We start from the raw sequence: 21,999 nt of genomic DNA on the forward strand, positions 1-21,999 counted from the left end.
CGCTCAGTCGACCTTCGCGCCGGTCGCCTTGACGACCTTTTCGTACTTGCCCAGTTCGCTCTTCATGAAGGCGCCGAACTGCTCGGGCGTGGTCGCCACGGGCTCCGCCAGCAGCGTCGCGAAGCGGGTCCTGGTCTCGGGCGATTCGAGCGCGGCGACGAAGGCCTGATTGAGCTTGGCGACCACGTCCGGCGGCGTGCCGGCCGGCGCCACCAGGCCCCACCAGGTATCGATCGAGAAGCCCTTCAGGGTCGAGGCCACCGTCGGCACCTCGGGCAGCGCGCTGCTGCGTTCGGCGGTCGTCACCGCGATCGCCTTGAGCTTGCCCGAGCGGATGTTCGGCGCGGCGGTCGCGAGGTTGTCGAAGTTGAAGTCGACCTGCCCCGACAGCAGCGCGAGCTGGGCCGGGTTGCCGCCGTTGTACGGAATGTGCACCGCGAAGATGCCGGCTTCCTTCTTGAACAGCTCGCCCGCGAGATGGCCCGCACTGCCATTGCCGCCGCTGCCGTAGTTGAGCTTGCCGGGGTTGGCCTTGGCGTAGGCGATGAGGTCGGGCAGCGTGTTGATCTTGAGCCGCTGCGCGGTCTCGGCATTCATCACCAGCACGTTCGGCACGCGCACCATCTGCGTGATCGGCGCGAAGTCGGTGGCCGCGTTGTACGGCATCCTGGCGTAGAGCCAGGGGTTGACCGCATTCGTGGCGGTGGCCGCAATGCCGATCGTGAGGCCGTCGGGCGCGGCCTTGGCGACGGCATCGGCGCCGATGTTGCCGCCGGCGCCGGGCTTGTTGTCGATGATGACCGTGCCGAGCGAATCCTTGACCCGCTCGGCCAGCAGGCGCGCCGTGACGTCGATGGGGCCGCCCGGCGCGTAGGGAACGATCAGGCGGATTGGCCGTTGTGGCTGTTGCTGGGCGGCGGCATGGCCGGTGGCCATCAGGGCGGCGGCGCCGAGCAGCGTCGAAAGCAGTTGTCTCTTGTTCATCGGGTTCTTGCAGGGAAGGGATTCAGGGCAGGGCCTTGTCGGCCTCGGTGGTGAAGGCGTCGGCAAAGAATTCGTCCTCGGGCAGGGCGCGCTCGGCCACGTAGTCGCGCCTGGCGGAATCGACCACCACGGGCGCGCCGCAGGCATAGACCTGATGGTTCGAGAGGTCGTCGAAATCTTCCAGCACCGCGCGGTGCACGAAGCCGGTCCGGCCACGCCAGTCGTCCTCGGGCACCGCGTTCGAGACCACGGGCACGTAGCGCAGGTTGGGCATCTGCGGCAGCAGGGTGCGCACCCATTCGTCCATGTAGAGGTCCTCGGGCCGGCGGCCGCCCCAGTAGAGCGTGGCTGGCCGGTCGATGCCCTTGGACAGCATGTGTTCGAGCAGGGCCTTGATCGGCGCGAAGCCGGTGCCGGAGGCCAGCAGCACCATCGGCTTGTCGGAGTCCTCGCGCAGGAAGAAGCTGCCGTAGGGGCCCTCGATGCGAAGAATCTCCTTTTCCTTCATGGCGCCAAACACGTGGTCGGTAAACTTGCCGCCCGGCAGGTGGCGGATGTGCAGTTCGATGCCGGTGCCCGCCACCTGCAGCGTGTGGGGCGCATTGGCCATCGAATAGCTGCGCCGCGTGCCGTCGCGCAGGATGAATTCCACGTACTGTCCGGCATGGAACTGCAGCGGTTCGCCCGCCGGCAGCTGCAGCCGCAACTGCACCACGTCGTGCGACTGCCGTGCGAGCGACAGCACGCGGACCGGCATCTTGCGGATCGGGAAGGCACCGGCCTCGGTGACCTGCCGCGACTCGAGCACCACGTCGCTCTCGGGCCGCGCGCAGCAGGTCAGCACGTAGCCGGCCAACTCTTCTTCCGCACTGAGGGCCTTGCTCTGGTGCGGGCCGAGCGTCACGGTGCCCGACAGCTTCCGGCACTTGCAGGAGCCACAGGCGCCGTCCTTGCATCCGTAGGGCAGGCCGATGCCCTGGCGGATGCCGGCCGCGAGGATGGTCTCGTCCGCGTGGGCCGCGAACTGGCGACCGCTGGGCTCGACCGTGATCTGGAAGCCCGCTTCGCTCGGCGCTGCGCTGGTCATGGGTATTCTTCGTTCTCTTGCTCTAAAGGGAGACCGGATTTTGCCCTCAATCAACAGCCCCCTCGGCGCGCTGCCTTCGCGCTTTCGCCGGCAGCGCGTGCTGCTGGTGGGCTGCGGCGACGTCGGACTGCGTGCCGCGCGCCTGCTCGGGGGCCGCGTCAACCTGATCGCGCTGACCTCCACGCCCGCGCGCGTGCCGGCGCTTCGGCAGGCCGGCATCCGGCCGCTGGTGGCTGATCTGGACCGTCCGTCGACGCTGCGCCGGCTCGCCGGGCTGGCCACGCGCGTGCTGCACCTGGCGCCGCCGGCGCGGGTCGAGGAGGACGGCCGCTGGTGGCACGACGCCCGCAGTCTGGCGCTGGTGCGCGCCCTGCGCCAGCGCAGCCTGCCCGCGGCCTTCGTCTACGGATCGACCAGCGGCGTGTACGGCGATTGCGGCGGCGCGCGCATCGACGAAACGCGCGCGCTGCGCCCCGACACGCCGCGCGCGCACCGCCGTGTCGACGCCGAGCGGACCGTGCGCTGGCTAGGCCGCGCCGGCGTCGCGGTGCGCATCCTGCGCATCCCGGGAATCTACGCGCCCGACCGCGAAGGCGGCACGCCACGCGAGCGCCTGGCTCGCGGCACGCCGGTGCTGCGTGCCGAGGACGACGTCTATACCAATCACATCCATGCCGACGACCTCGCACGCGCCTGCGTGGCGGCGCTGTGGCGCGGCGGCACGATGCGCGCCTTCCATGCCAGCGACGACAGCGAGATCAGGATGGGCGACTACATCGAGCTTGCGGCCCGCCTGTACGGCCTGCCGATGCCGCCGCGCATCGCGCGCGACGAGGCCCAGGCCCGGTTGCCGCTCTCGCTGCTGAGCTTCATGGGCGAATCGCGCCGGCTCGACAACACGCGGCTCAAGCGCGAGCTTCGGCTGCGGCTGCGCTATCCGACGGTGGCGACCGGGCTCCTGCCGGCGGCCTGAAACATTCCGCAGCCGGGATCGGCGCAAGGTGGCGGCAGAATCGGTGCCATGCCCATCACGCAACTCTCCGTCTATTTCTTCCTCCAGGTCGCAGTCATCATCGCCGTGTGCCAGCTGGTCGGCCGGCTCGCCCAGCGCCTGGGTCAGCCGCAGGTGGTCGGAGAGATGATTGCCGGCGTCGCGCTCGGGCCCTCGCTGTTCGGGCTCTTCCTGCCCGAGATGCAGCGCGCGCTGTTCCCGAAGGAGACGCTCGGCATGCTGTACGTCGGTGGCCAACTCGGCGTCGGCATGTACATGTTCCTGGTCGGCACCGAGTTCCGTTCGGACCACTTCAAGAGCCGCTTCCGCAGCGCCGCCTCGGTGTCGGTGGCCGGCATCGTGGTGCCCTTCGTCCTTGCGTTCGCGCTCACGCCCTGGCTGCACGAGATTCCGGGCCTGTTCTCGGAGCGCGCCAAGCCGCTGGAAGCGGCGCTGTTCCTCGGCGCCGCAATCGCGATCACGGCCTTTCCGATGCTGGCGCGCATCATCCACGAGCGCGGCCTCGCGGGCACGTCGCTCGGCACGCTGGCGCTCACTGCGGGCGCGGTCGACGACGCGGCGGCCTGGTGCATCCTGGCGGTGGTGCTCGCGAGCTTCGGCGGCTCCTGGGGCGGCGCCTATGCGGCGATCGGCGGCGGCGTCGCCTATGCGCTCTTCATGGTGTTCGTGGGCTCGCGCCTGCTGCGCAGGCTGGGCGAACACGTGCGGCCCGACGCGCCGCTGAGCCCGTCGCTGCTGGCGCTGGTGCTGGCGCTGTTCTGCCTGAGCGCCTTCGCGATGGACGCGATCGGCATCCACGCGGTCTTCGGCGGCTTCCTGCTCGGCGCGGTGCTGCCGCGCGGCCTGCTGACGCAGAAGCTGCGCGAGCAGCTGCAACCCTTCGTCGTGATCTTCCTGCTGCCGATGTTTTTTACCTATTCGGGCCTCAACACGCGGCTCGCGGTGCTGATGGATCCGGCGATCCTGGTCGGCGCGATCGCGATCCTCGCGGCATCGTTCGGCGGCAAGGGCATCGCCTGCTGGGCCGCCGCCCGGCTCGCGGGCGAGAGTCCGCGCGATGCGATGGCGATCGGCTCGCTCATGAACGCGCGTGGCCTCATGGAGCTGATCATCATCAACATCGGCCTGCAGGCGGGCGTGATCCTGCCCGGGCTGTTCTCGATCCTGGTGCTGATGGCGATCGTCACGACGCTCTTGGCGACGCCGCTGTTCAACCGGGTCACGCGCGAGCGGCCGCCTGCGGCGCCGCGGGTCGAGGCTTCGGCCTGACGACGCGCCGATCGGGCCTCAGGCCGGGTCCGGACCGTCCCAGGCCGGCCCGCGCTCGATGCCATGCTTCTTGAGCAGCTTGCCGAAGGCACGCCGCTCCTTGCCCACCATCTGTGCAGCGCGCGTGACGTTGCCTTCGGCCTGGCGCAGCGCGCGCTGCAGATAGTCCTGCTCGAAGAGGCGCACCGCCTCGGCCTTGGCAAGCTGGAAGCGCATGAATCCGCTGTCGTCCCAGTCTTCGGCCAGGGGCGCCGCTTCGGCCCGCGCGACCGCCTGCGGGCTGCGCAGGGGAATGCCGCCGCCCATGAGGAATTCGCGGTGCACCCAGTTCTCGAGCTCGCGCACGTTGCCGTGCCATGGCTGGCTGCGCAGCCACTGCAGTTCGGGTGACGACAGCGTCTTCGCGGGCAATCCGTACTTGGCGCTGAAGCGGTCGATGAAGTGTGCGGCGAGCAGGTCGATGTCCTCGACGCGTTCGCGCAGCGGCGGCAGCACGAGGTGCAGGATCTTGAGCCGATACATGAGGTCGGCGCGGAATCCGCCCTGGGCCACAAGCGCCGCCAGCGGCCGGTTGGTGGCGGCGATCACGCGCACGTCCGAGGTCAGCTCGCGTGCCGTGCCCAGCGGCCGGTAGCGCTGGTCCTGAAGAAAGCGGAGCAAGGTCACCTGCGCCTTGCTGCTGAGGGCATCGACCTCGTCGAGGAAGAGCGTGCCCCCGTTGGCTTCGGCCACCAGGCCGGTGCGCGCATGCCGTGCATCGGTGAAGGCGCCGCGCTCGTGGCCGAACAGCTCGGATTCGATCAGCGTCTCGGGGAGGGCGCCGCAATTGACCGGCACGAACGGCCGCGCGCTGCGCAGGCCACCGTAGTGGATCACGCGCGCGGCAAGCTCCTTGCCCGAGCCGGTCTCGCCCTCGATCAGTGCCGGCGCCTCGGTGGCGGCAATGCGTTCGAGCTGCGTCAGCATCCGCCGGTGGGCAGCCGAGACGCCGACGATCTGCTCGGAGAGCCGCATCCAACCTTCCGGTTCGCCCCTGATTTCCCGCAGCAGATTTGAAGACATGAGAGTCGAGGTGTGGCACTCAAAGTAAGGGCCCACCGACGGGCCATCCGGAGCGCCAATCTACCCGGCTCGCGTCCAAGCGCAATATGACTGACGGCGTACGGCGAAGCGGCGCCTCACTGCGCGCCCGGGCTTCAGGGTGCGGCCTTCGCCGGGACGACGCCACGGCCGCCTGGCGCCCATCGGCAGAAAGGCCAGCCTTCGACGCCCGCCCAGATGCAGGCGCGTATGCAGGCAATCGCGATGCGCGGGTCGGGTGTGGGCGGTACGGATTTCAACGTGATCAGCATGGCCGGTCTCCGCGCTCAAGCAGCGGGCAGGCCGCTCGCGACCTCGTGCACCGTGTAGCCGAGCAGCTGCCAGAACAGCGCCTCCGAGCGGCTCCGGGTCCAGACGATGCTGGCCTGGGGTCCGCGGCATTCGAAGCGCGTGCCGCCGACCGGAATGAAGAGGATGTCCTTGTTCATCGCGTGCCTCCGTTTCCTGTAGCTGCAGGTTTAGCGCGGTTCCAGGTCGGGGGCCAGCGGCGCTCGGCGTGGTGCGGAGTCGGCGGTGGCTGGCGTGCGTTGTGCGGCATCGCGCCGTGCGGGCGCAGGAGACTGGCGGCGCGCGAGCGCGGCAACGCTGGGGCGTGCGGCCCGCAGCCAGCGCGGAGGGCTCGGTGCCGGATGGTGCCCGGGGCCGGAATCGAACCGGCACGCCTTGCGGCGGGGGATTTTGAGTCCCCTGCGTCTACCAATTTCACCACCCGGGCACGAAAGGAAGGCAGCCCAAAATTATGGCACAGTGCCTTCCATGCAATATCCGACGATTGAAGACGCGATCGGCAAGACGCCGCTGGTCGCGCTGCAGCGCATCGACGCCGCGGCCAACTCCGCGCGCGGCAACGTGATCCTGGGCAAGCTCGAAGGCAACAACCCCGCGGGGTCGGTCAAGGACCGGCCGGCGCTGTCGATGATCCGGCGTGCCGAGGAGCGCGGCGAGATCAAGCCCGGCGATACGCTGATCGAGGCCACCTCGGGCAACACCGGCATCGCGCTTGCCATGGCGGCGGCCGTCAAGGGCTATCGCATGGTGCTGATCATGCCGGAGGACCTGTCGGTCGAGCGGGCACAGACCATGAAGGCGTTCGGCGCCGAACTCATGCTGACGCCCAAGAGCGGCGGCATGGAATACGCGCGCGACCTGGCCGAGCAGATGGTGCAGCAGGGCAAGGGCCGGGTGCTCGATCAGTTCGCCAACCCGGACAACCCGCGCATCCACTACGAGACCACCGGCCCCGAGATCTGGGCCGATACCCAGGGCCGCATCACCCACTTCGTGAGCGCCATGGGCACCACGGGCACCATCACCGGCGTCTCGCGCTTCCTGAAGGAGAAGAACCCCGCGGTACGCATCGTCGGCGCCCAGCCCGACGAAGGTTCGCGCATTCCGGGCATCCGCAAATGGCCGCAGGAATACCTGCCGAAGATCTACGACCCGAGCCGGATCGATCAGGTGGTCAACGTCAGCCAGGACAACGCCGAGGAACTCTGCCGCCGGCTTGCCAGGGAAGAAGGCATCTTCGCGGGCATCTCGGCCGCCGGCGCGCTGTGGGTGGCGCTCGAGATCGCGAAGACGGTCGAGAATGCGACCATCGTCTTCGTGGTCTGCGATCGCGGTGATCGCTATCTGTCCACCGGCGTCTTCCCGGCCTGAACCATGCCACACCCCAAATATTGCCCCGACTGCGCCACGCCCGTGGAGTCGATCGAACTCGCCGAGGACGGCGGCCCGAAGTCGCGCCTGCGCTGCCCGGCCTGCGGCTGGACCCACTGGAACAACCCGACGCCGGTGCTGGCCGGCATCATCGAATACCGGGGCCAGGTGCTGCTGGCGCGCAATGCGGCCTGGGCCCACAAGGCCTACGCGCTGATCACCGGATTCATGGAAGCCGGTGAGACGCCGCAGGAAGGCATCGCGCGCGAGATCAAGGAAGAGACGAACCTCGATGCCAGCGAACTCAACCTGGTCGGCGTCTACGACTTCCAGCGCATGAATCAGGTCATCATCGCCTACCACGCGGTGGCGGACGGCGAGGTGCGCCTGTCACCCGAACTGGTCGACTACCGGCTCTACGATCTGCCCGCGCTGCGCTGCTGGCCCGCGGGAACCGGCTACGCGCTGGCCGACTGGCTGCGCACGCGCGGCCACGAGCCCCAGTTCGTCGAGTGGCCGGCGCGCCCGGCCTCCTAGAATTGCCGCAATTTCAAGGAACGGCCCCATGCAAATCCACAAAGAGCTCGACACCCGCGGTCTCAACTGCCCGCTGCCGATCCTGAAGGCGAAGAAGTCACTCAACGAGATGCACAGCGGAGAGCTGCTCAAGGTGGTGTCCACGGATGCGGGCTCGGTGCGCGATTTCCAGGCCTTCGCGCGCCAGACCGGCAACGATCTGGTCGACCAGCAGACGGTCGGCACCGACTTCATTCACGTGCTGCGCCGGCGCTGAGCCGCATCAACCGACATGCCAAGCGGCGTACGCACTGCCACCGCGACGATCGCGCTGGCGGGGTTGGTCGCCGTGTTCGGTGCCGCGGCCTGGGACGCCGACCACCGCAGCGCCCAAGCCACCGCCCCGCTTGCCATTCCGCTCGCGGTGCTCGGCGACTCCGACAGCCATTCCTACCAGGACCACATCAGTTTTCCTGCAGGATCCAAAGAGCGCGGCGGCGCCCTGAGGTCCCGGACCTACCAATGGACCGAAGTGCTGGCCCGGCTGCGCAGCCAAGAGCTCGACCTCGGCCCGTGGGGCAGTTGGGGCGAGGCTCCGGGTGTGATCCAGAGCCGCGAATGGCTTCTGATGGCAGCCCCGCGTTCGCCCCGGCGCGAAGACTATCGCTACAACTTCGCCTACTCGGGCGCCCGCTGCCTGGACCTGATGTCCGGGCAGCAGCAGGCGCGTCGCCTGGTCGAACTCATGAACCGCGAGCCTGTACGATGGCAGCAAGGCGTGGTCGTGATCCGCATGGGCTTCAACGACTGGCGGCCGCTGTTCGATGCCCAGGCACGCGACCCAGCCGCGCCCGAGGTGCTGGCTGCCACGGATGAATGCAGGAAGGACCTCGGAGCCGCGGTGGCACTGATCCAGGCCTCGCACCCTGCGACGCGCGTCGCGCTGGTCGGGATCGGCAACGGCGCCAACGGACCGACGCACCTTCACAAGTGGCAGTCGGCGGCCGAGACGCAGAAGCTCCAGCTTGCGCTCACGGGTTTCAACGACGCAATCCGCGACCTCGGCAAGGGCAATCCGAAGGTCACGTTCTTCGATGAGCTGGCCTTCTTCGAAGGCCGCTGGGGCGGACGCAGCGCCGACGGCAAACCCGCCCCCGGGACGGTCTCGATAGGCCCTCGGATTCAGGTCAGGAACACGATCGGCGACGATCCCCGCAACGCCTGGCTCGCGGACACCCATGCCGGCGTGGCCAGGAGCGCGATCTGGGCGCAGGCGCTGGTGGCGCGGCTCGACGAGGCCTTCGGCATGAAGCTGACGCCGATCACCGACGCCGAACTGCGCCGCTTCCTCGAACCGCTGTTCGAGCCGACGGCCGCGGCGGCGACGCCGCCTACAGCACCAGGTTCTTGAGGTATTCGCGGAACGAGGCGCCCACCTCGGGGTGCGCCAGCGCCAGTTCCACGCTGGCCTGCAGGAAACCTTCCTTGCTGCCGCAGTCGTAGCGCGTGCCCTGGTACGAATAGGCGTGCACCGCTTCCTTCTTCATGAGCGCGGCGATGCCGTCGGTGAGCTGAATCTCGCCGCCTGCGCCCTTGGGCTGGTTGCGGATCTCGGCGAAGACGCCCGGCGTGAGGATGTAGCGGCCCGCGACGCCCAGACGCGAAGGCGCTTCCTCGGGCTTGGGCTTCTCGATCATGCGGCTGACCTTCACCAGGCCGTCCTCGACCGGGTCGCCGGCCACGATGCCGTAGCGCTTGACGTGCTCCAGCGGCACTTCCTGAACCGCCAGCAGCGAGCCGCCGAGTCGCTCGTACATGCGCGTCATCTGCGCCAGCACCGGCTCGCCGCCGTTCGGACCGACCATCAGGTCGTCGGCCAGCAGCACCGCGAAGGGCTCGTTGCCCACCAGGTGCTCGGCGCACAGCACCGCGTGGCCCAGGCCCAGCATGCGCGGCTGGCGCACGTAGGAGCAGGTCATGTCGTCGGGCATGACCGAACGCGCGATGCGCAGCAATTCGTCCTTCCCGCTGGCCTCGAGCTGCGATTCGAGCTCGTAGGCGGTGTCGTAGTGATCCTCGATCGCGCGCTTGTTGCGTCCGGTGACGAAGATCATGTCGCGGATGCCCGCGGCATAGGCTTCCTCGACCGCGTACTGGATGAGCGGCTTGTCCACCACCGGCAGCATCTCCTTGGGCTGCGCCTTGGTGGCAGGCAGGAATCGGGTGCCGAATCCTGCTACGGGAAACACGGCCTTGCGAATACGCGTCGAAGTTTGGGACATGGGCTTGAGTCGGTCAGGAGGTAGGGACGTCGAACGGCGGCTGCCCTCAGGCAACCTCCGCAATACTAAAGGCCCGCGCCACCGACGGTCTGTCAGCCGAGGCGCACAAGCTGGTCGCGCAGGCGCTCCAGCGTGGCGCTGAAGTCCGTCAACCGCTTGCGTTCCTGGTCGATGACCGCGGGAGGCGCCTTTGCAACGAAGGCCTCGTTGCCGAGTTTGGCATCGACCTTGGCGATCTCGCCCTCGATTCGCGCAAGCTCCTTGCCGATGCGGACCTTTTCCGCAGCCTTGTCGATTTCCATGTGCAGGCAGATGCGCACGTCGCCGACCACCGCCACCGGGGCCGCCTCGGCGGCCGCCGACCAGGCTGCCGCGTCGTCGAAGACCTTCACTTCCTTGAGCTTGGCGAGCGCCTGCAGCACCGGCGCGGCGCTGCGCAGGAAGTCGCTGCTGGCGGCATCGTCGGCCACCGCGTAGAGCGGCATCCGCGTGGCCGGCGAGACGTTCATCTCGCCGCGCAGCGTGCGGCAGGCGTCGACCAGCGACTTGAGCCGTGCCACATGCGCCTCGGCAGCCTCGTCGATCTTCTCGGGCTGGCTCTTCGGGTAGGCGGCGATCATCACCGACTCGCCTTCGCGCCCGGCCACCGGCGCCACCTTCTGCCATAGCGCCTCGGTGATGAAAGGGATCACCGGATGCGCGAGCCGCAGCAGGGTCTCGAGCGTGCGGATCAGCGTCCGGCGCGTGGCGCGCTGCTGCGCGGCGTCGCCCTGCTGGATCTGGACCTTGGCGATCTCGAGGTACCAGTCGCAGAACTCGTCCCAGGCGAACTGGTAGATCGCGTTGGCGACGTTGTCGAGCCGGTATTCGTCGAAGCCCTTCGTGACCTCGGCCTCGACGCGCTGCAGCTTCGAAGTGATCCAGCGATCGGCCTGGCTGAACTGCAGGTAGCCGTGGGCCGGGCCGCCGGGCGCGCACTCGGCCTTGGTGTGCTCGCGCAGGCCGCAATCCTGGCTTTCGCAATTCATGAGCACGAAGCGGGTCGCATTCCAGAGCTTGTTGCAGAAGTTGCGATAGCCCTCGCAGCGCTTGGCATCGAAGTTGATGCTGCGGCCCAGCGAGGCCAGCGAGGCGAAGGTGAAGCGCAGTGCGTCGGCGCCGAAGGCCGGGATGCCGTCCGGGAATTCCTTTTGCGTGTTCTTGCGCACCGCGGGCGCGGTCTCGGGCTTGCGCAGCCCCTGGGTGCGCTTGTCGAGCAGCTCGGGCAGCGCGATGCCGTCGATCAGGTCGACCGGGTCGAGCACGTTGCCCTCGGACTTGCTCATCTTCTTGCCGTGCGAATCGCGCACCAGGCCGTGGATGTAGACGTGCCTGAACGGCACCTTGCCCGTGAAGTGCTTGGTCATCATGATCATCCGGGCGACCCAGAAGAAGATGATGTCGTAGCCCGTGACCAGCACGCTGGAGGGCAGGTAGAGGTCGAGGTCCTCGGTCTTTGCCGGCCAGCCGAGCGACGAGAACGGGATCAGCGCCGACGAGTACCAGGTGTCGAGCACGTCCTCGTCGCGCCGGAGCGTCCTGCCCGGTGCCTGGGCCTGTGCCTCTTCCTCGCTGCGGGCCACGTAGACCCGGCCGTCCTCGTCGTACCAGGCCGGAATCTGGTGGCCCCACCAGAGCTGGCGCGAGATGGTCCAGTCCTGGATGTTCTCCATCCAGTGGTTGTAGGTGTTGACCCAGTTCTCGGGCACGAAGCTGACCTCGCCCGAGCGCACGGCGTCGATCGCCTTCTGAGCGATCGACTGTCCGTTGGCGTCCGGCCTGGTCATGGCGACGAACCACTGGTCGGTCAGCATCGGCTCGACCACCGCGCCGGTGCGCGCACAGCGCGGCACCATGAGCCTGTGCTTCTTCGTCTCGACCAGCAGGCCCAGCGCCTCGAGGTCGGCCACCACGGCCTTGCGGGCCACGAAGCGGTCCATGCCGCGGTATTTCCCGGGCGCGTTGTCGTTGATCGTGGCGTCGAGCGTGAGCACGCCGATGTTCTCGAGGCCGTGGCGCTGGCCGACTGCGTAGTCGTTGGGGTCGTGCGCGGGCGTGACCTTGACCACGCCGGTGCCGAATTCGCGGTCGACGTAGTCGTCGGCGATCACCGGAATCAGCCGGTCGACCAGCGGCAGCCTGACGTGCTGGCCGATCAGCTTGCGGTAGCGTTCGTCCTCGGGATGGACCATCACGGCGACGTCGCCGAGCATGGTCTCGGGGCGCGTGGTGGCCACCGTGAGCGAGCCCGAGCCGTCCTCGAGCGGATAGGCGATGTGCCAGAGGAAGCCGTCTTCCTCCTCGCTCTCGACCTCCAGGTCGCTGACCGCGGTCTTGAGCACCGGGTCCCAGTTGACCAGGCGCTTGCCGCGGTAGATCAGGCCTTCCTCATAGAGCTGCACGAAGGTCTGCGTCACGACCTGCGAGAGGTCGTCGTCCATCGTGAAGTACTCGCGGCTCCAGTCGACCGTGTCGCCCATGCGGCGCATCTGCCGGGTGATGGTGTTCCCCGACTGCTGCTTCCATTCCCAGACCCGGGCGACGAAGTTCTTGCGGCCGAGGTCGTGGCGGCTGATCTTCTGCTCCTGCAACTGGCGCTCGACCACGATCTGGGTCGCGATGCCCGCGTGGTCGGTGCCAGGCACCCACAGCGTGTTGTCGCCCGCCATGCGGTGATAGCGCGCGAGGCTGTCCATGATGGTCTGGTTGAACGCATGGCCCATGTGCAGCGTGCCCGTGACGTTCGGCGGCGGCAGCTGGATCGAGAAGGCGCCGGCATCCGGCCGGGCCTTGCCGGTGCCGCGGAAGCCGGCGGCCGCGTAGCCGCGCCGCTCCCATTCGGGCCCCCAGTGCGCCTCGATGGCAACGGGTTCGAAGGATTTGGAAAGGCTCTCGAGGCCGGGTTGGGGCAGGGTGTCGCTCATGGCGTTGCAAAGACGAACGGCATCCCGCAGGATGCCGCTTGTGGGGGTGGAGGTGAGGGGAATTTTATTCGACTGGGCGCACCCCGTGTCGAACCGCGACGCCGCCCGATAATTCGCCGATGCTGTTCCTGCTTTCCCCTGCCAAGTCGCTCGACTACGACACGCCGCCGCCCGACGCCCTGCCTGCCACGCAGCCCCGCTTCGAGGGCCCGCGAGGCCCGGCCGCCGAGCTGATCAGGGTGCTGCGCGAGAAGTCGCCGCAGCAGATCGCCGAACTCATGAGCCTGTCGGACAAGCTCTCGGCCCTCAACGTGGCCCGCTATGGCGCCTGGGCATCGAAGGCCACCGCGCGCAACGCGAAACAGGCCGCGCTGGCCTTCGATGGCGACGTCTACGGCGGCCTCGACGCCAAGACGCTCGATGGCGCGCAGCTGGCCTGGGCCCAGGACCATCTGTGCATCCTGAGCGGTCTCTATGGCGTGCTGCGCCCGCTCGACCTGCTGCAGCCCTACCGGCTCGAGATGGGCACGCAACTGGCCAACCGCCACGGCAAGGACCTCTACGCCTTCTGGGGCTCGCGCATCGCGGCCTACCTCAACGAGCGGCTGGGGGCCGACCGCACGCCGGTCGTGATCAACCTGGCATCGCAGGAATACTTCCGCTCGGTCGACCTCGGTGTGCTCAAGGCCCGCGTGGTCGAATGCGTGTTCGAGGAGTGGAAGGCCGGTGCGGGCCGCGGCGAGCCGGGCCGCTACAAGGTCATCAGCTTCTTCGCCAAGCGCGCGCGCGGACTCATGGCACGCTGGGCCGTGCTGCACGAGGCGGCCACGCCGCGCGCCCTCGAGCGTTTCGACCTCGAGGGCTATGGCTTCGATGCAGCGGCCTCGAAGCCGGATCAGATGGTGTTCAGAAGGAAATCGTCATGAGCGAAGGCCAGCCCATCACCCCCGAACTGCGCGAGTGGGTCGCGGCGCAGCTCGCGGCCGGGCATTCGGTGCCGAGCCTGCGTGCCTCGATGCGAGCTGCCGGCTGGCGCGATGAGGCGGCCGACCTCGCGCTGCAGGCGATCGAGCTGCAGTCCACGGGGGCCGTGCTGCCGGCCGCGCCACGTCCGGCCATGCCGGGCCCCGATCTCTCGGGCTCGCCGCTGCTGGTCGATGCCGGCGACAGGCCGGTGCGCGTGCTGCAGACGATGCAGCATCCGCGCGTCATCGTCTTCGGCGACCTGCTGTCGGCAGACGAATGCGAGGCCCTGATCGCGGCGGCGCGCCAGCGCCTCGCACGTTCGCTCACGGTCGAGACCAAGACCGGCGGCGAGGCGCTCAACGTCGACCGCACCAGCGACGGCATGTTCTTCGAGCGCGGCGAGAACCCGGTCGTCGCCCGCATCGAGCAGCGCATCGCGAAGCTGCTCAAATGGCCGCTCGAGTTCGGCGAAGGGCTGCAGATCCTGCGCTACGCGCCCGGTGCGCAATACCGCCCGCACTACGACTACTTCGATCCCGGCGAACCCGGCACGCCGACCATCCTGCGGCGCGGCGGCCAGCGCGTCGCCACGCTCGTGATGTACCTGCAGGAACCCGAGCAGGGCGGCGGCACCACCTTCCCCGACGTCGGCCTCGAGGTCGCGCCCCAGCGCGGCAGCGCGGTCTTCTTTAGCTACGACCGGCCCGATCCGTCCACCCGCACGCTGCACGGCGGCGCGCCGGTCGTGGCGGGCGAGAAATGGGTGGCCACCAAGTGGCTGCGCGAACGCGAATTCATCTGAACCCGAACATGAAGATCAAGACCAACGGCATCGAGATCGAAGTCCAGGACTCCGGCGGCGAGGGGCGGCCGGTGGCGCTGCTCGTGATGGGCCTTGGCATGCAGCTGATCGGCTGGCCGGACGACTTCGTGCAGGCGCTGGTCGACGGCGGCTTTCGCGTGGTTCGCCACGACAACCGCGACATCGGCCTGAGCCAGGGGTTCGACGACGCCGGTGCTCCCAATCTGCTGTGGCAGAGCGTGCGCCAGCGCCTCGGGCTGCGCATCCGCTCGCCCTACAGCCTGCAGGACATGGCGAACGATTCGCTCGGCGTGCTGGATGCGCTCGGCATCGCGCGCGCCCACGTGGTCGGTGCGTCGATGGGCGGCATGATCGCCCAGCGGCTCGCGGCCAGCGCGCCGCAGCGCACCGCCAGCCTGGTCAGCATCATGAGTTCGAGCGGCGCGCGAAAGCTGCCGGGCCCGCGCGCCGACGTCGCGGCCGCGCTGATCCGGCGGCCCGCGAGCCGCACAGAGGCGGCGCTCGTGGCCCACAGCCTCGGCATGGTGCGACTGATCGAAAGTCCGGCCTACCCGCAGGAGGACGCGGTCGTTGCCGAGCGCATCCGCTTCGCCATGCGCCGCGCGTACCGGCCCGCCGGGATGATGCGGCAGATGCTCGCGGTCGTGGCCGACACCTCCCGGGCCGAACTGCTGTCGCGCATCGAGAGCCCCACCCTCGTGCTGCACGGCGAGGCGGACGCCCTGGTGCCGATCGCCTGTGGCCGTGACGCGGCGCAGCGGATCACCGGCGCCCACTTTGTCGCCGTGCCCGGCATGGGCCATGACCTGCCACCCCAGGTGGTCGAGATCCTCATGCAGCACATCCTTCCTTTCCTCGAAGCCGCAGACAATCGCGCATGAGCCTCGACAACACCCCCGAACAATCGCAGCTGGGCCGGGCCTCGGCGTACATCGACCAATACGACGCCGGCCTGCTGTTCCCGATCCCGCGCGCCACGCAGCGCGAGGCCATGGGCATCGCGAGCGACCGCCTCCCCTTCTTTGGCGCCGACCTGTGGACCGCCTTCGAACTGAGCTGGCTCAACCCGCGCGGCAAGCCGCAATTGGCGATCGCGCACTTCACGATCCCCTGCGACACGCCCAACATCATCGAGAGCAAGTCCTTCAAGCTCTACCTGAACAGCTTCAACAGCTCGGTGTTCGTCGATGCGCAGGCCGTGCGGGAGCGCCTGCGTACCGATCTCGGCGAGGCCGTCTGGCGTGGCAGCGAACGCTCGGCAAGCGTCGGTGTGAAGCTGCTGTCGCCCGAAGTCTTCGACCAGGAGCCGGTGCATGAACTCGACGGCCTCGATCTCGACCGCCTCGACATCGAGTGCACCCAATACCAGCCGGCGCCCGAGTTGCTGGGCTGTGACATGTCGCAGCCTCCCGTGACGGAGACCCTCACCAGTCGCCTGCTGAAGAGCAATTGCCTGGTGACCGGCCAGCCCGACTGGGGCAGCGTGCAGATTCGATACAACGGCCCGCCGATCGACCAGGCCGGCCTGCTCGCCTACATCGTGAGCTTCCGCAACCACAACGAATTCCACGAGCCCTGCGCCGAGCGCATCTTCACGGACATCTGGCGGCGCTGCGCCCCTACGCAGCTGGCGGTCTATGCGCGCTATACGCGGCGCGGCGGCCTGGACATCAATCCCTTCCGGACCAGCTGGCCGCAGGCCCTGCCAGCCAACGCGCGCACTGCGCGTCAGTGATCTTCTTCAAAAAGTTGAGGGAGGTCGGGGAAACCCTCGAAAGTCGTGCCATAATCGACGGCTCAGCTGCAGCGAAGCAGTGATCGAGGCCTCTCTGGGGTTGTTGATTGCGGGTTCGGTGGAGCGGAAGAAAAAAGCCTCTTGAGGTTGACGAGATCAAAAAATCTGTGTCATAATCGAAGGCTCCGCTCAGCGCGGTGACTGCAACGGTTCTGAAGGGTTTTGCCTGGAGGGGTCGAGTGGGAATCGAAGAGGGTGGCTTTGTGGGATTCGCTGGTTTGTCTGGTGAGTTCGGCGAAGGAAGAAAAAATAGTTTGCCGGTTCTATTAAAACCGTGCTAGAATCGAAGGCTTCGCTGATCACAGCGAGTCGGCAAAAACAGTCAGATGTTTTTGCGAGGATCCTTAAAAATATACAGCCGATAAGCGTGGGCGTTTGAGGCGAATGGCTAAGTTCTTCGGAACAAAGTCTTCAAGACTTTAAACGCTCATGAGAATAGAAGTGAAGTTCACTTCAATTTCTTTTTTTATGAGTTTTGTTTGACCGCGAGGTCAGACGCAAAATCAAGATCGAACTATAGAGTTTGATCCTGGCTCAGATTGAACGCTGGCGGCATGCCTTACACATGCAAGTCGAACGGCAGCGCGGGAGCAATCCTGGCGGCGAGTGGCGAACGGGTGAGTAATACATCGGAACGTGCCCAATCGTGGGGGATAACGCAGCGAAAGCTGTGCTAATACCGCATAAGATCTACGGATGAAAGCAGGGGATCGCAAGACCTTGCGCGAATGGAGCGGCCGATGGCAGATTAGGTAGTTGGTGAGGTAAAGGCTCACCAAGCCTTCGATCTGTAGCTGGTCTGAGAGGACGACCAGCCACACTGGGACTGAGACACGGCCCAGACTCCTACGGGAGGCAGCAGTGGGGAATTTTGGACAATGGGCGCAAGCCTGATCCAGCCATGCCGCGTGCAGGATGAAGGCCTTCGGGTTGTAAACTGCTTTTGTACGGAACGAAAAGGTTCTTTCTAATAAAGAGAGCTCATGACGGTACCGTAAGAATAAGCACCGGCTAACTACGTGCCAGCAGCCGCGGTAATACGTAGGGTGCAAGCGTTAATCGGAATTACTGGGCGTAAAGCGTGCGCAGGCGGTTATGTAAGACAGTTGTGAAATCCCCGGGCTCAACCTGGGAACTGCATCTGTGACTGCATAGCTAGAGTACGGTAGAGGGGGATGGAATTCCGCGTGTAGCAGTGAAATGCGTAGATATGCGGAGGAACACCGATGGCGAAGGCAATCCCCTGGACCTGTACTGACGCTCATGCACGAAAGCGTGGGGAGCAAACAGGATTAGATACCCTGGTAGTCCACGCCCTAAACGATGTCAACTGGTTGTTGGGTCTTCACTGACTCAGTAACGAAGCTAACGCGTGAAGTTGACCGCCTGGGGAGTACGGCCGCAAGGTTGAAACTCAAAGGAATTGACGGGGACCCGCACAAGCGGTGGATGATGTGGTTTAATTCGATGCAACGCGAAAAACCTTACCCACCTTTGACATGTACGGAATTTGCCAGAGATGGCTTAGTGCTCGAAAGAGAACCGTAACACAGGTGCTGCATGGCTGTCGTCAGCTCGTGTCGTGAGATGTTGGGTTAAGTCCCGCAACGAGCGCAACCCTTGTCATTAGTTGCTACATTTAGTTGGGCACTCTAGTGAGACTGCCGGTGACAAACCGGAGGAAGGTGGGGATGACGTCAAGTCCTCATGGCCCTTATAGGTGGGGCTACACACGTCATACAATGGCTGGTACAAAGGGTTGCCAACCCGCGAGGGGGAGCTAATCCCATAAAACCAGTCGTAGTCCGGATCGCAGTCTGCAACTCGACTGCGTGAAGTCGGAATCGCTAGTAATCGTGGATCAGAATGTCACGGTGAATACGTTCCCGGGTCTTGTACACACCGCCCGTCACACCATGGGAGCGGGTTCTGCCAGAAGTAGTTAGCTTAACCGCAAGGAGGGCGATTACCACGGCAGGGTTCGTGACTGGGGTGAAGTCGTAACAAGGTAGCCGTATCGGAAGGTGCGGCTGGATCACCTCCTTTCTGGAAATAAAGCTGTTCAAGCTGAACGCCCACACTTATCGGTTGTTGGATGAAGTCGAGTGATCGACATGGGTCTGTAGCTCAGCTGGTTAGAGCACCGTCTTGATAAGGCGGGGGTCGTTGGTTCGAGCCCAACTAGACCCACCAAATTCTTCCAATGGTCATGGTGCCGTCTCGGTGCCGGATGTGAGGACCCGGGGGATTAGCTCAGCTGGGAGAGCACCTGCTTTGCAAGCAGGGGGTCGTCGGTTCGATCCCGTCATCCTCCACCAATCCGTACAACGAAAAACAAGTAGAAAATCAACACCAAAGCTGCTTTGCAAGAGGCATCTTTGTTGTTGATCGAGATCTCTCGATCAATCGGCTGTTCTTTAAAAATTCATAGAGTCGAATTAGCGTCGCTGGTGGAAACCGCACATTCGTAAAGGTTTAGTGCGGACCGTGCCATCAGCGACATGAATTTTTGATTGCGTCAAATATGAACTTCAATTTCGAGGAAACTTGAAAGTATGAAGAACGGCATAACGCGACAGGTGAGAGACCTGTCAATTCCTTGATTGATTTTGGTTTCCGTGAGGAAACGTCAAAGTTATAGGGTCAAGTGAATAAGAGCACGTGGTGGATGCCTTGGCGATGATAGGCGACGAAGGACGTGATAGCCTGCGAAAAGCTTCGGGGAGCTGGCAAATTAGCTTTGATCCGGAGATATCCGAATGGGGAAACCCACCTGCAAAGGTATCGCATGCTGAATACATAGGCATGCGAGGCGAACCGGGTGAACTGAAACATCTCAGTAGCTCGAGGAAAAGACATCAACCGAGATTCCGAAAGTAGTGGCGAGCGAAATCGGAAGAGCCTGTTAGTGATAGCACAAGACTTAACGGAACAGTTTGGAAAGACTGGCCATAGTGGGTGACAGCCCCGTACGTGAAAAGACCTGTGTGGTACTGAGCTAACGAAAAGTAGGGCGGGACACGAGAAATCCTGTCTGAATATGGGGGGACCATCCTCCAAGGCTAAATACTCATCATCGACCGATAGTGAACTAGTACCGTGAGGGAAAGGCGAAAAGAACCCCGGGAGGGGAGTGAAATAGATCCTGAAACCGCGTGCTTACAAAAAGTAGGAGCCTCGTAAGGGGTGACTGCGTACCTTTTGTATAATGGGTCAGCGACTTACATTCAGTGGCAAGGTTAACCGAATAGGGAAGCCGTAGAGAAATCGAGTCCGAATAGGGCGATCAGTCGCTGGGTGTAGACCCGAAACCAAGTGATCTATCCATGGCCAGGATGAAGGTGCCGTAACAGGTACTGGAGGTCCGAACCGACTAGTGTTGCAAAACTAGCGGATGAGCTGTGGATAGGGGTGAAAGGCTAAACAAACTTGGAAATAGCTGGTTCTCTCCGAAAACTATTTAGGTAGTGCCTCAAGTATTACCGTCGGGGGTAGAGCACTGTTTTGGCTAGGGGGTCATGGCGACTTACCAAACCAAGGCAAACTCCGAATACCGACGAGTACAGCTTGGGAGACAGAGCACCGGGTGCTAACGTCCGGACTCAAGAGGGAAACAACCCAGACCGCCAGCTAAGGTCCCTAAAATTGGCTAAGTGGGAAACGAAGTGGGAAGGCTAAAACAGTCAGGATGTTGGCTTAGAAGCAGCCATCATTTAAAGAAAGCGTAATAGCTCACTGATCGAGTCGTCCTGCGCGGAAGATGTAACGGGGCTAAGCCAGTTACCGAAGCTGCGGATTTGCAATTTATTGCAAGTGGTAGGAGAGCGTTCTGTAAGCCTGTGAAGGTGCGTTGTAAAGCGTGCTGGAGGTATCAGAAGTGCGAATGCTGACATGAGTAGCGTTAAAGGGGGTGAAAAGCCCCCTCGCCGTAAGCGCAAGGTTTTCTACGCAACGTTCATCGGCGTAGAGTGAGTCGGCCCCTAAGGCGAGGCAGAGATGCGTAGCTGATGGGAAACAGGTCAATATTCCTGTACCGATGTGTAGTGCGATGTGGGGACGGATCTTAATAGGTCATCCGGGTGTTGGATATCCCGGTTTAGTGGGAAGTAGGCGTACGTTAGGCAAATCCGGCGTACATATACCGAGGCCCATGATCGAGCGAGCTTGCTCGCGAAGTGACTGAACGAGGTTCCAGGAAAAGCCACTAAGCTTCAGCTACACACGACCGTACCGCAAACCGACACTGGTGCGCGAGATGAGTATTCTAAGGCGCTTGAGAGAACTCAGGAGAAGGAACTCGGCAAATTGACACCGTAACTTCGGAAGAAGGTGTGCCCTATTAGTGTGAAGTGAACAACGGAGCATGAATGGGTTGCAAAAAATCGGTGGCTGCGACTGTTTATTAAAAACACAGCACTCTGCAAACACGAAAGTGGACGTATAGGGTGTGACGCCTGCCCGGTGCTGGAAGATTAAATGATGGGGTGCAAGCTCTTGATTGAAGTCCCAGTAAACGGCGGCCGTAACTATAACGGTCCTAAGGTAGCGAAATTCCTTGTCGGGTAAGTTCCGACCTGCACGAATGGCGTAACGATGGCCACACTGTCTCCTCCTGAGACTCAGCGAAGTTGAAATGTTTGTGATGATGCAATCTCCCCGCGGAAAGACGGAAAGACCCCATGAACCTTTACTGTAGCTTTGTATTGGACTTTGAACAGATCTGTGTAGGATAGGTGGGAGGCTTTGAAGCAGGGTCGCTAGATCTTGTGGAGCCAACGTTGAAATACCACCCTGGTGTGTTTGAGGTTCTAACCTAGGTCCATTATCTGGATCGGGGACAGTGCATGGTAGGCAGTTTGACTGGGGCGGTCTCCTCCCAAAGCGTAACGGAGGAGTTCGAAGGTACGCTAGTTACGGTCGGACATCGTGACGATAGTGCAATGGCATAAGCGTGCTTAACTGCGAGACTGACAAGTCGAGCAGATGCGAAAGCAGGACATAGTGATCCGGTGGTTCTGTATGGAAGGGCCATCGCTCAACGGATAAAAGGTACTCTGGGGATAACAGGCTGATACCGCCCAAGAGTTCATATCGACGGCGGTGTTTGGCACCTCGATGTCGGCTCATCTCATCCTGGGGCTGTAGCCGGTCCCAAGGGTATGGCTGTTCGCCATTTAAAGAGGTACGTGAGCTGGGTTTAAAACGTCGTGAGACAGTTTGGTCCCTATCTTCCGTGGGCGCTGCAGATTTGAGGAAGCCTGCTCCTAGTACGAGAGGACCGGAGTGGACACACCTCTGGTGTATCGGTTGTCACGCCAGTGGCATTGCCGAGTAGCTAAGTGTGGAAGAGATAACCGCTGAAAGCATCTAAGCGGGAAACTCGTTTCAAGATGAGATCTGCCGGGGCCTTGAGCCCCCTAAAGAGTCGTTCAAGACCAGGACGTTGATAGGTCAGGTGTGGAAGCGCAGTAATGCGTTAAGCTAACTGATACTAATTGCTCGTGCGGCTTGACCCTATAACTTTGATCTACGATCAAGGTGT

At 64.2% G+C, this 21,999-nt stretch carries 16 protein-coding genes, 3 tRNA genes and 2 rRNA genes; 14 read left to right on the top strand and 7 right to left on the bottom strand.

All coding sequences use genetic code 11. The features are described 5' to 3' along the window. Positions 1-3: 3 nt before the first annotated feature. Both QTH87_RS08960 and QTH87_RS08965 read right to left on the bottom strand, forming a co-directional pair. The gene (locus QTH87_RS08960) at positions 4-984 is read right to left on the bottom strand and encodes a Bug family tripartite tricarboxylate transporter substrate binding protein (protein WP_286608571.1); all 981 of its coding nucleotides are present in this window, start codon (positions 982-984) and stop codon (positions 4-6) included. 22 nt (positions 985-1,006) lie between these two features. Beyond that, entirely contained in the window at positions 1,007-2,071 is a 1,065-nt protein-coding gene (locus QTH87_RS08965) for a CDP-6-deoxy-delta-3,4-glucoseen reductase (RefSeq protein WP_286608572.1), read from the bottom strand. Between the two features lie 40 nt (positions 2,072-2,111). Between QTH87_RS08965 and QTH87_RS08970 the strand changes: the two genes are divergently transcribed. Both QTH87_RS08970 and QTH87_RS08975 read left to right on the top strand, forming a co-directional pair. Continuing rightward, a complete protein-coding gene (locus QTH87_RS08970; RefSeq protein WP_286608573.1) occupies positions 2,112-3,044 on the top strand; it encodes an NAD-dependent epimerase/dehydratase family protein in 933 nt (310 codons plus the stop codon). Positions 3,045-3,092: 48 nt separating this feature from the next. Further along, complete coding sequence (locus tag QTH87_RS08975; RefSeq protein WP_286608574.1) at positions 3,093-4,352, top strand: cation:proton antiporter; 1,260 nt, start codon at positions 3,093-3,095, stop codon at positions 4,350-4,352. 18 nt (positions 4,353-4,370) lie between these two features. On the opposite strand, the gene QTH87_RS08980 is transcribed toward QTH87_RS08975, so the two are convergent. The 3 genes from QTH87_RS08980 to QTH87_RS08990 all read right to left on the bottom strand — a co-directional run bounded on the left by QTH87_RS08980 (position 4,371) and on the right by QTH87_RS08990 (position 6,168). Then, positions 4,371-5,366: a sigma 54-interacting transcriptional regulator gene (locus QTH87_RS08980; protein ID WP_286608575.1), complete on the bottom strand. Its 996-nt coding sequence runs from the start codon at positions 5,364-5,366 to the stop codon at positions 4,371-4,373. A 353-nt stretch (positions 5,367-5,719) separates the two neighbouring features. Next, entirely contained in the window at positions 5,720-5,881 is a 162-nt protein-coding gene (locus QTH87_RS08985) for a hypothetical protein (RefSeq protein ID WP_286608576.1), read from the bottom strand. A 202-nt stretch (positions 5,882-6,083) separates the two neighbouring features. Further along, positions 6,084-6,168: transfer RNA gene (locus tag QTH87_RS08990), tRNA-Leu, on the bottom strand. 41 nt (positions 6,169-6,209) lie between these two features. Here QTH87_RS08990 and cysM point away from each other — a divergent pair. From cysM to QTH87_RS09010, 4 genes are read left to right on the top strand one after another with little or no spacing between them, the layout of a single operon-like run. Further along, on the top strand, positions 6,210-7,112 hold the full coding sequence (gene cysM / locus QTH87_RS08995) for a cysteine synthase CysM (protein WP_286608577.1): 903 nt from the start codon (positions 6,210-6,212) through the stop codon (positions 7,110-7,112). Between the two features lie 3 nt (positions 7,113-7,115). Beyond that, positions 7,116-7,649, top strand: coding sequence for an NUDIX hydrolase (locus QTH87_RS09000; protein ID WP_286608578.1), 534 nt, complete (start codon positions 7,116-7,118; stop codon positions 7,647-7,649). A 28-nt stretch (positions 7,650-7,677) separates the two neighbouring features. Beyond that, positions 7,678-7,905, top strand: a complete 228-nt coding sequence (locus QTH87_RS09005; protein ID WP_286608579.1) for a sulfurtransferase TusA family protein — start codon at positions 7,678-7,680, stop codon at positions 7,903-7,905. Between the two features lie 15 nt (positions 7,906-7,920). Continuing rightward, positions 7,921-9,039: an SGNH/GDSL hydrolase family protein gene (locus QTH87_RS09010; protein WP_286608580.1), complete on the top strand. Its 1,119-nt coding sequence runs from the start codon at positions 7,921-7,923 to the stop codon at positions 9,037-9,039. Here QTH87_RS09010 and galU read toward each other — a convergent pair. Together galU and QTH87_RS09020 are read right to left on the bottom strand one after the other, a co-directional pair. Next, a complete protein-coding gene (galU, locus tag QTH87_RS09015; protein WP_286608581.1) occupies positions 9,020-9,910 on the bottom strand; it encodes a UTP--glucose-1-phosphate uridylyltransferase GalU in 891 nt (296 codons plus the stop codon). The two genes, QTH87_RS09010 and galU, sit on opposite strands and share 20 nt — an antisense overlap. A gap of 92 nt (positions 9,911-10,002) precedes the next feature. Next, entirely contained in the window at positions 10,003-12,873 is a 2,871-nt protein-coding gene (locus QTH87_RS09020) for a valine--tRNA ligase (protein ID WP_286608582.1), read from the bottom strand. A 119-nt stretch (positions 12,874-12,992) separates the two neighbouring features. Between QTH87_RS09020 and yaaA the strand changes: the two genes are divergently transcribed. From yaaA to QTH87_RS09060, 8 genes are all read left to right on the top strand, one after another. Then, positions 12,993-13,799 carry a peroxide stress protein YaaA gene (yaaA, locus tag QTH87_RS09025; RefSeq protein ID WP_286608583.1) on the top strand — a complete coding sequence of 269 codons (807 nt, stop codon included), beginning with the start codon at positions 12,993-12,995 and terminating at the stop codon, positions 13,797-13,799. Next, entirely contained in the window at positions 13,796-14,641 is an 846-nt protein-coding gene (locus tag QTH87_RS09030; protein ID WP_286608584.1) for a 2OG-Fe(II) oxygenase, read from the top strand. Before yaaA ends, QTH87_RS09030 begins: the two co-directional genes overlap by 4 nt. Positions 14,642-14,649: 8 nt before the next feature. Next, positions 14,650-15,543, top strand: coding sequence for an alpha/beta fold hydrolase (locus QTH87_RS09035; RefSeq protein WP_286608585.1), 894 nt, complete (start codon positions 14,650-14,652; stop codon positions 15,541-15,543). After that, a complete protein-coding gene (gene queF / locus QTH87_RS09040; protein WP_286608586.1) occupies positions 15,540-16,397 on the top strand; it encodes an NADPH-dependent 7-cyano-7-deazaguanine reductase QueF in 858 nt (285 codons plus the stop codon). Before QTH87_RS09035 ends, queF begins: the two co-directional genes overlap by 4 nt. A gap of 571 nt (positions 16,398-16,968) precedes the next feature. Beyond that, positions 16,969-18,503: ribosomal RNA gene (locus QTH87_RS09045) — 16S ribosomal RNA — on the top strand. 70 nt (positions 18,504-18,573) lie between these two features. Next, positions 18,574-18,650, top strand: a tRNA-Ile gene (locus tag QTH87_RS09050). Positions 18,651-18,699: 49 nt separating this feature from the next. After that, positions 18,700-18,775 (top strand) — tRNA-Ala (locus QTH87_RS09055). 323 nt (positions 18,776-19,098) lie between these two features. Continuing rightward, positions 19,099-21,973: ribosomal RNA gene (locus QTH87_RS09060) — 23S ribosomal RNA — on the top strand. Together the 16S and 23S rRNA genes with 2 tRNA genes alongside form the textbook arrangement of a ribosomal RNA operon. Positions 21,974-21,999 lie beyond the last annotated feature (26 nt).

It is taken from the genome of Variovorax jilinensis (assembly GCF_030316885.1).
In the GTDB taxonomy this organism is placed as follows: Bacteria; Pseudomonadota; Gammaproteobacteria; order Burkholderiales; family Burkholderiaceae_C; genus Variovorax; species Variovorax jilinensis.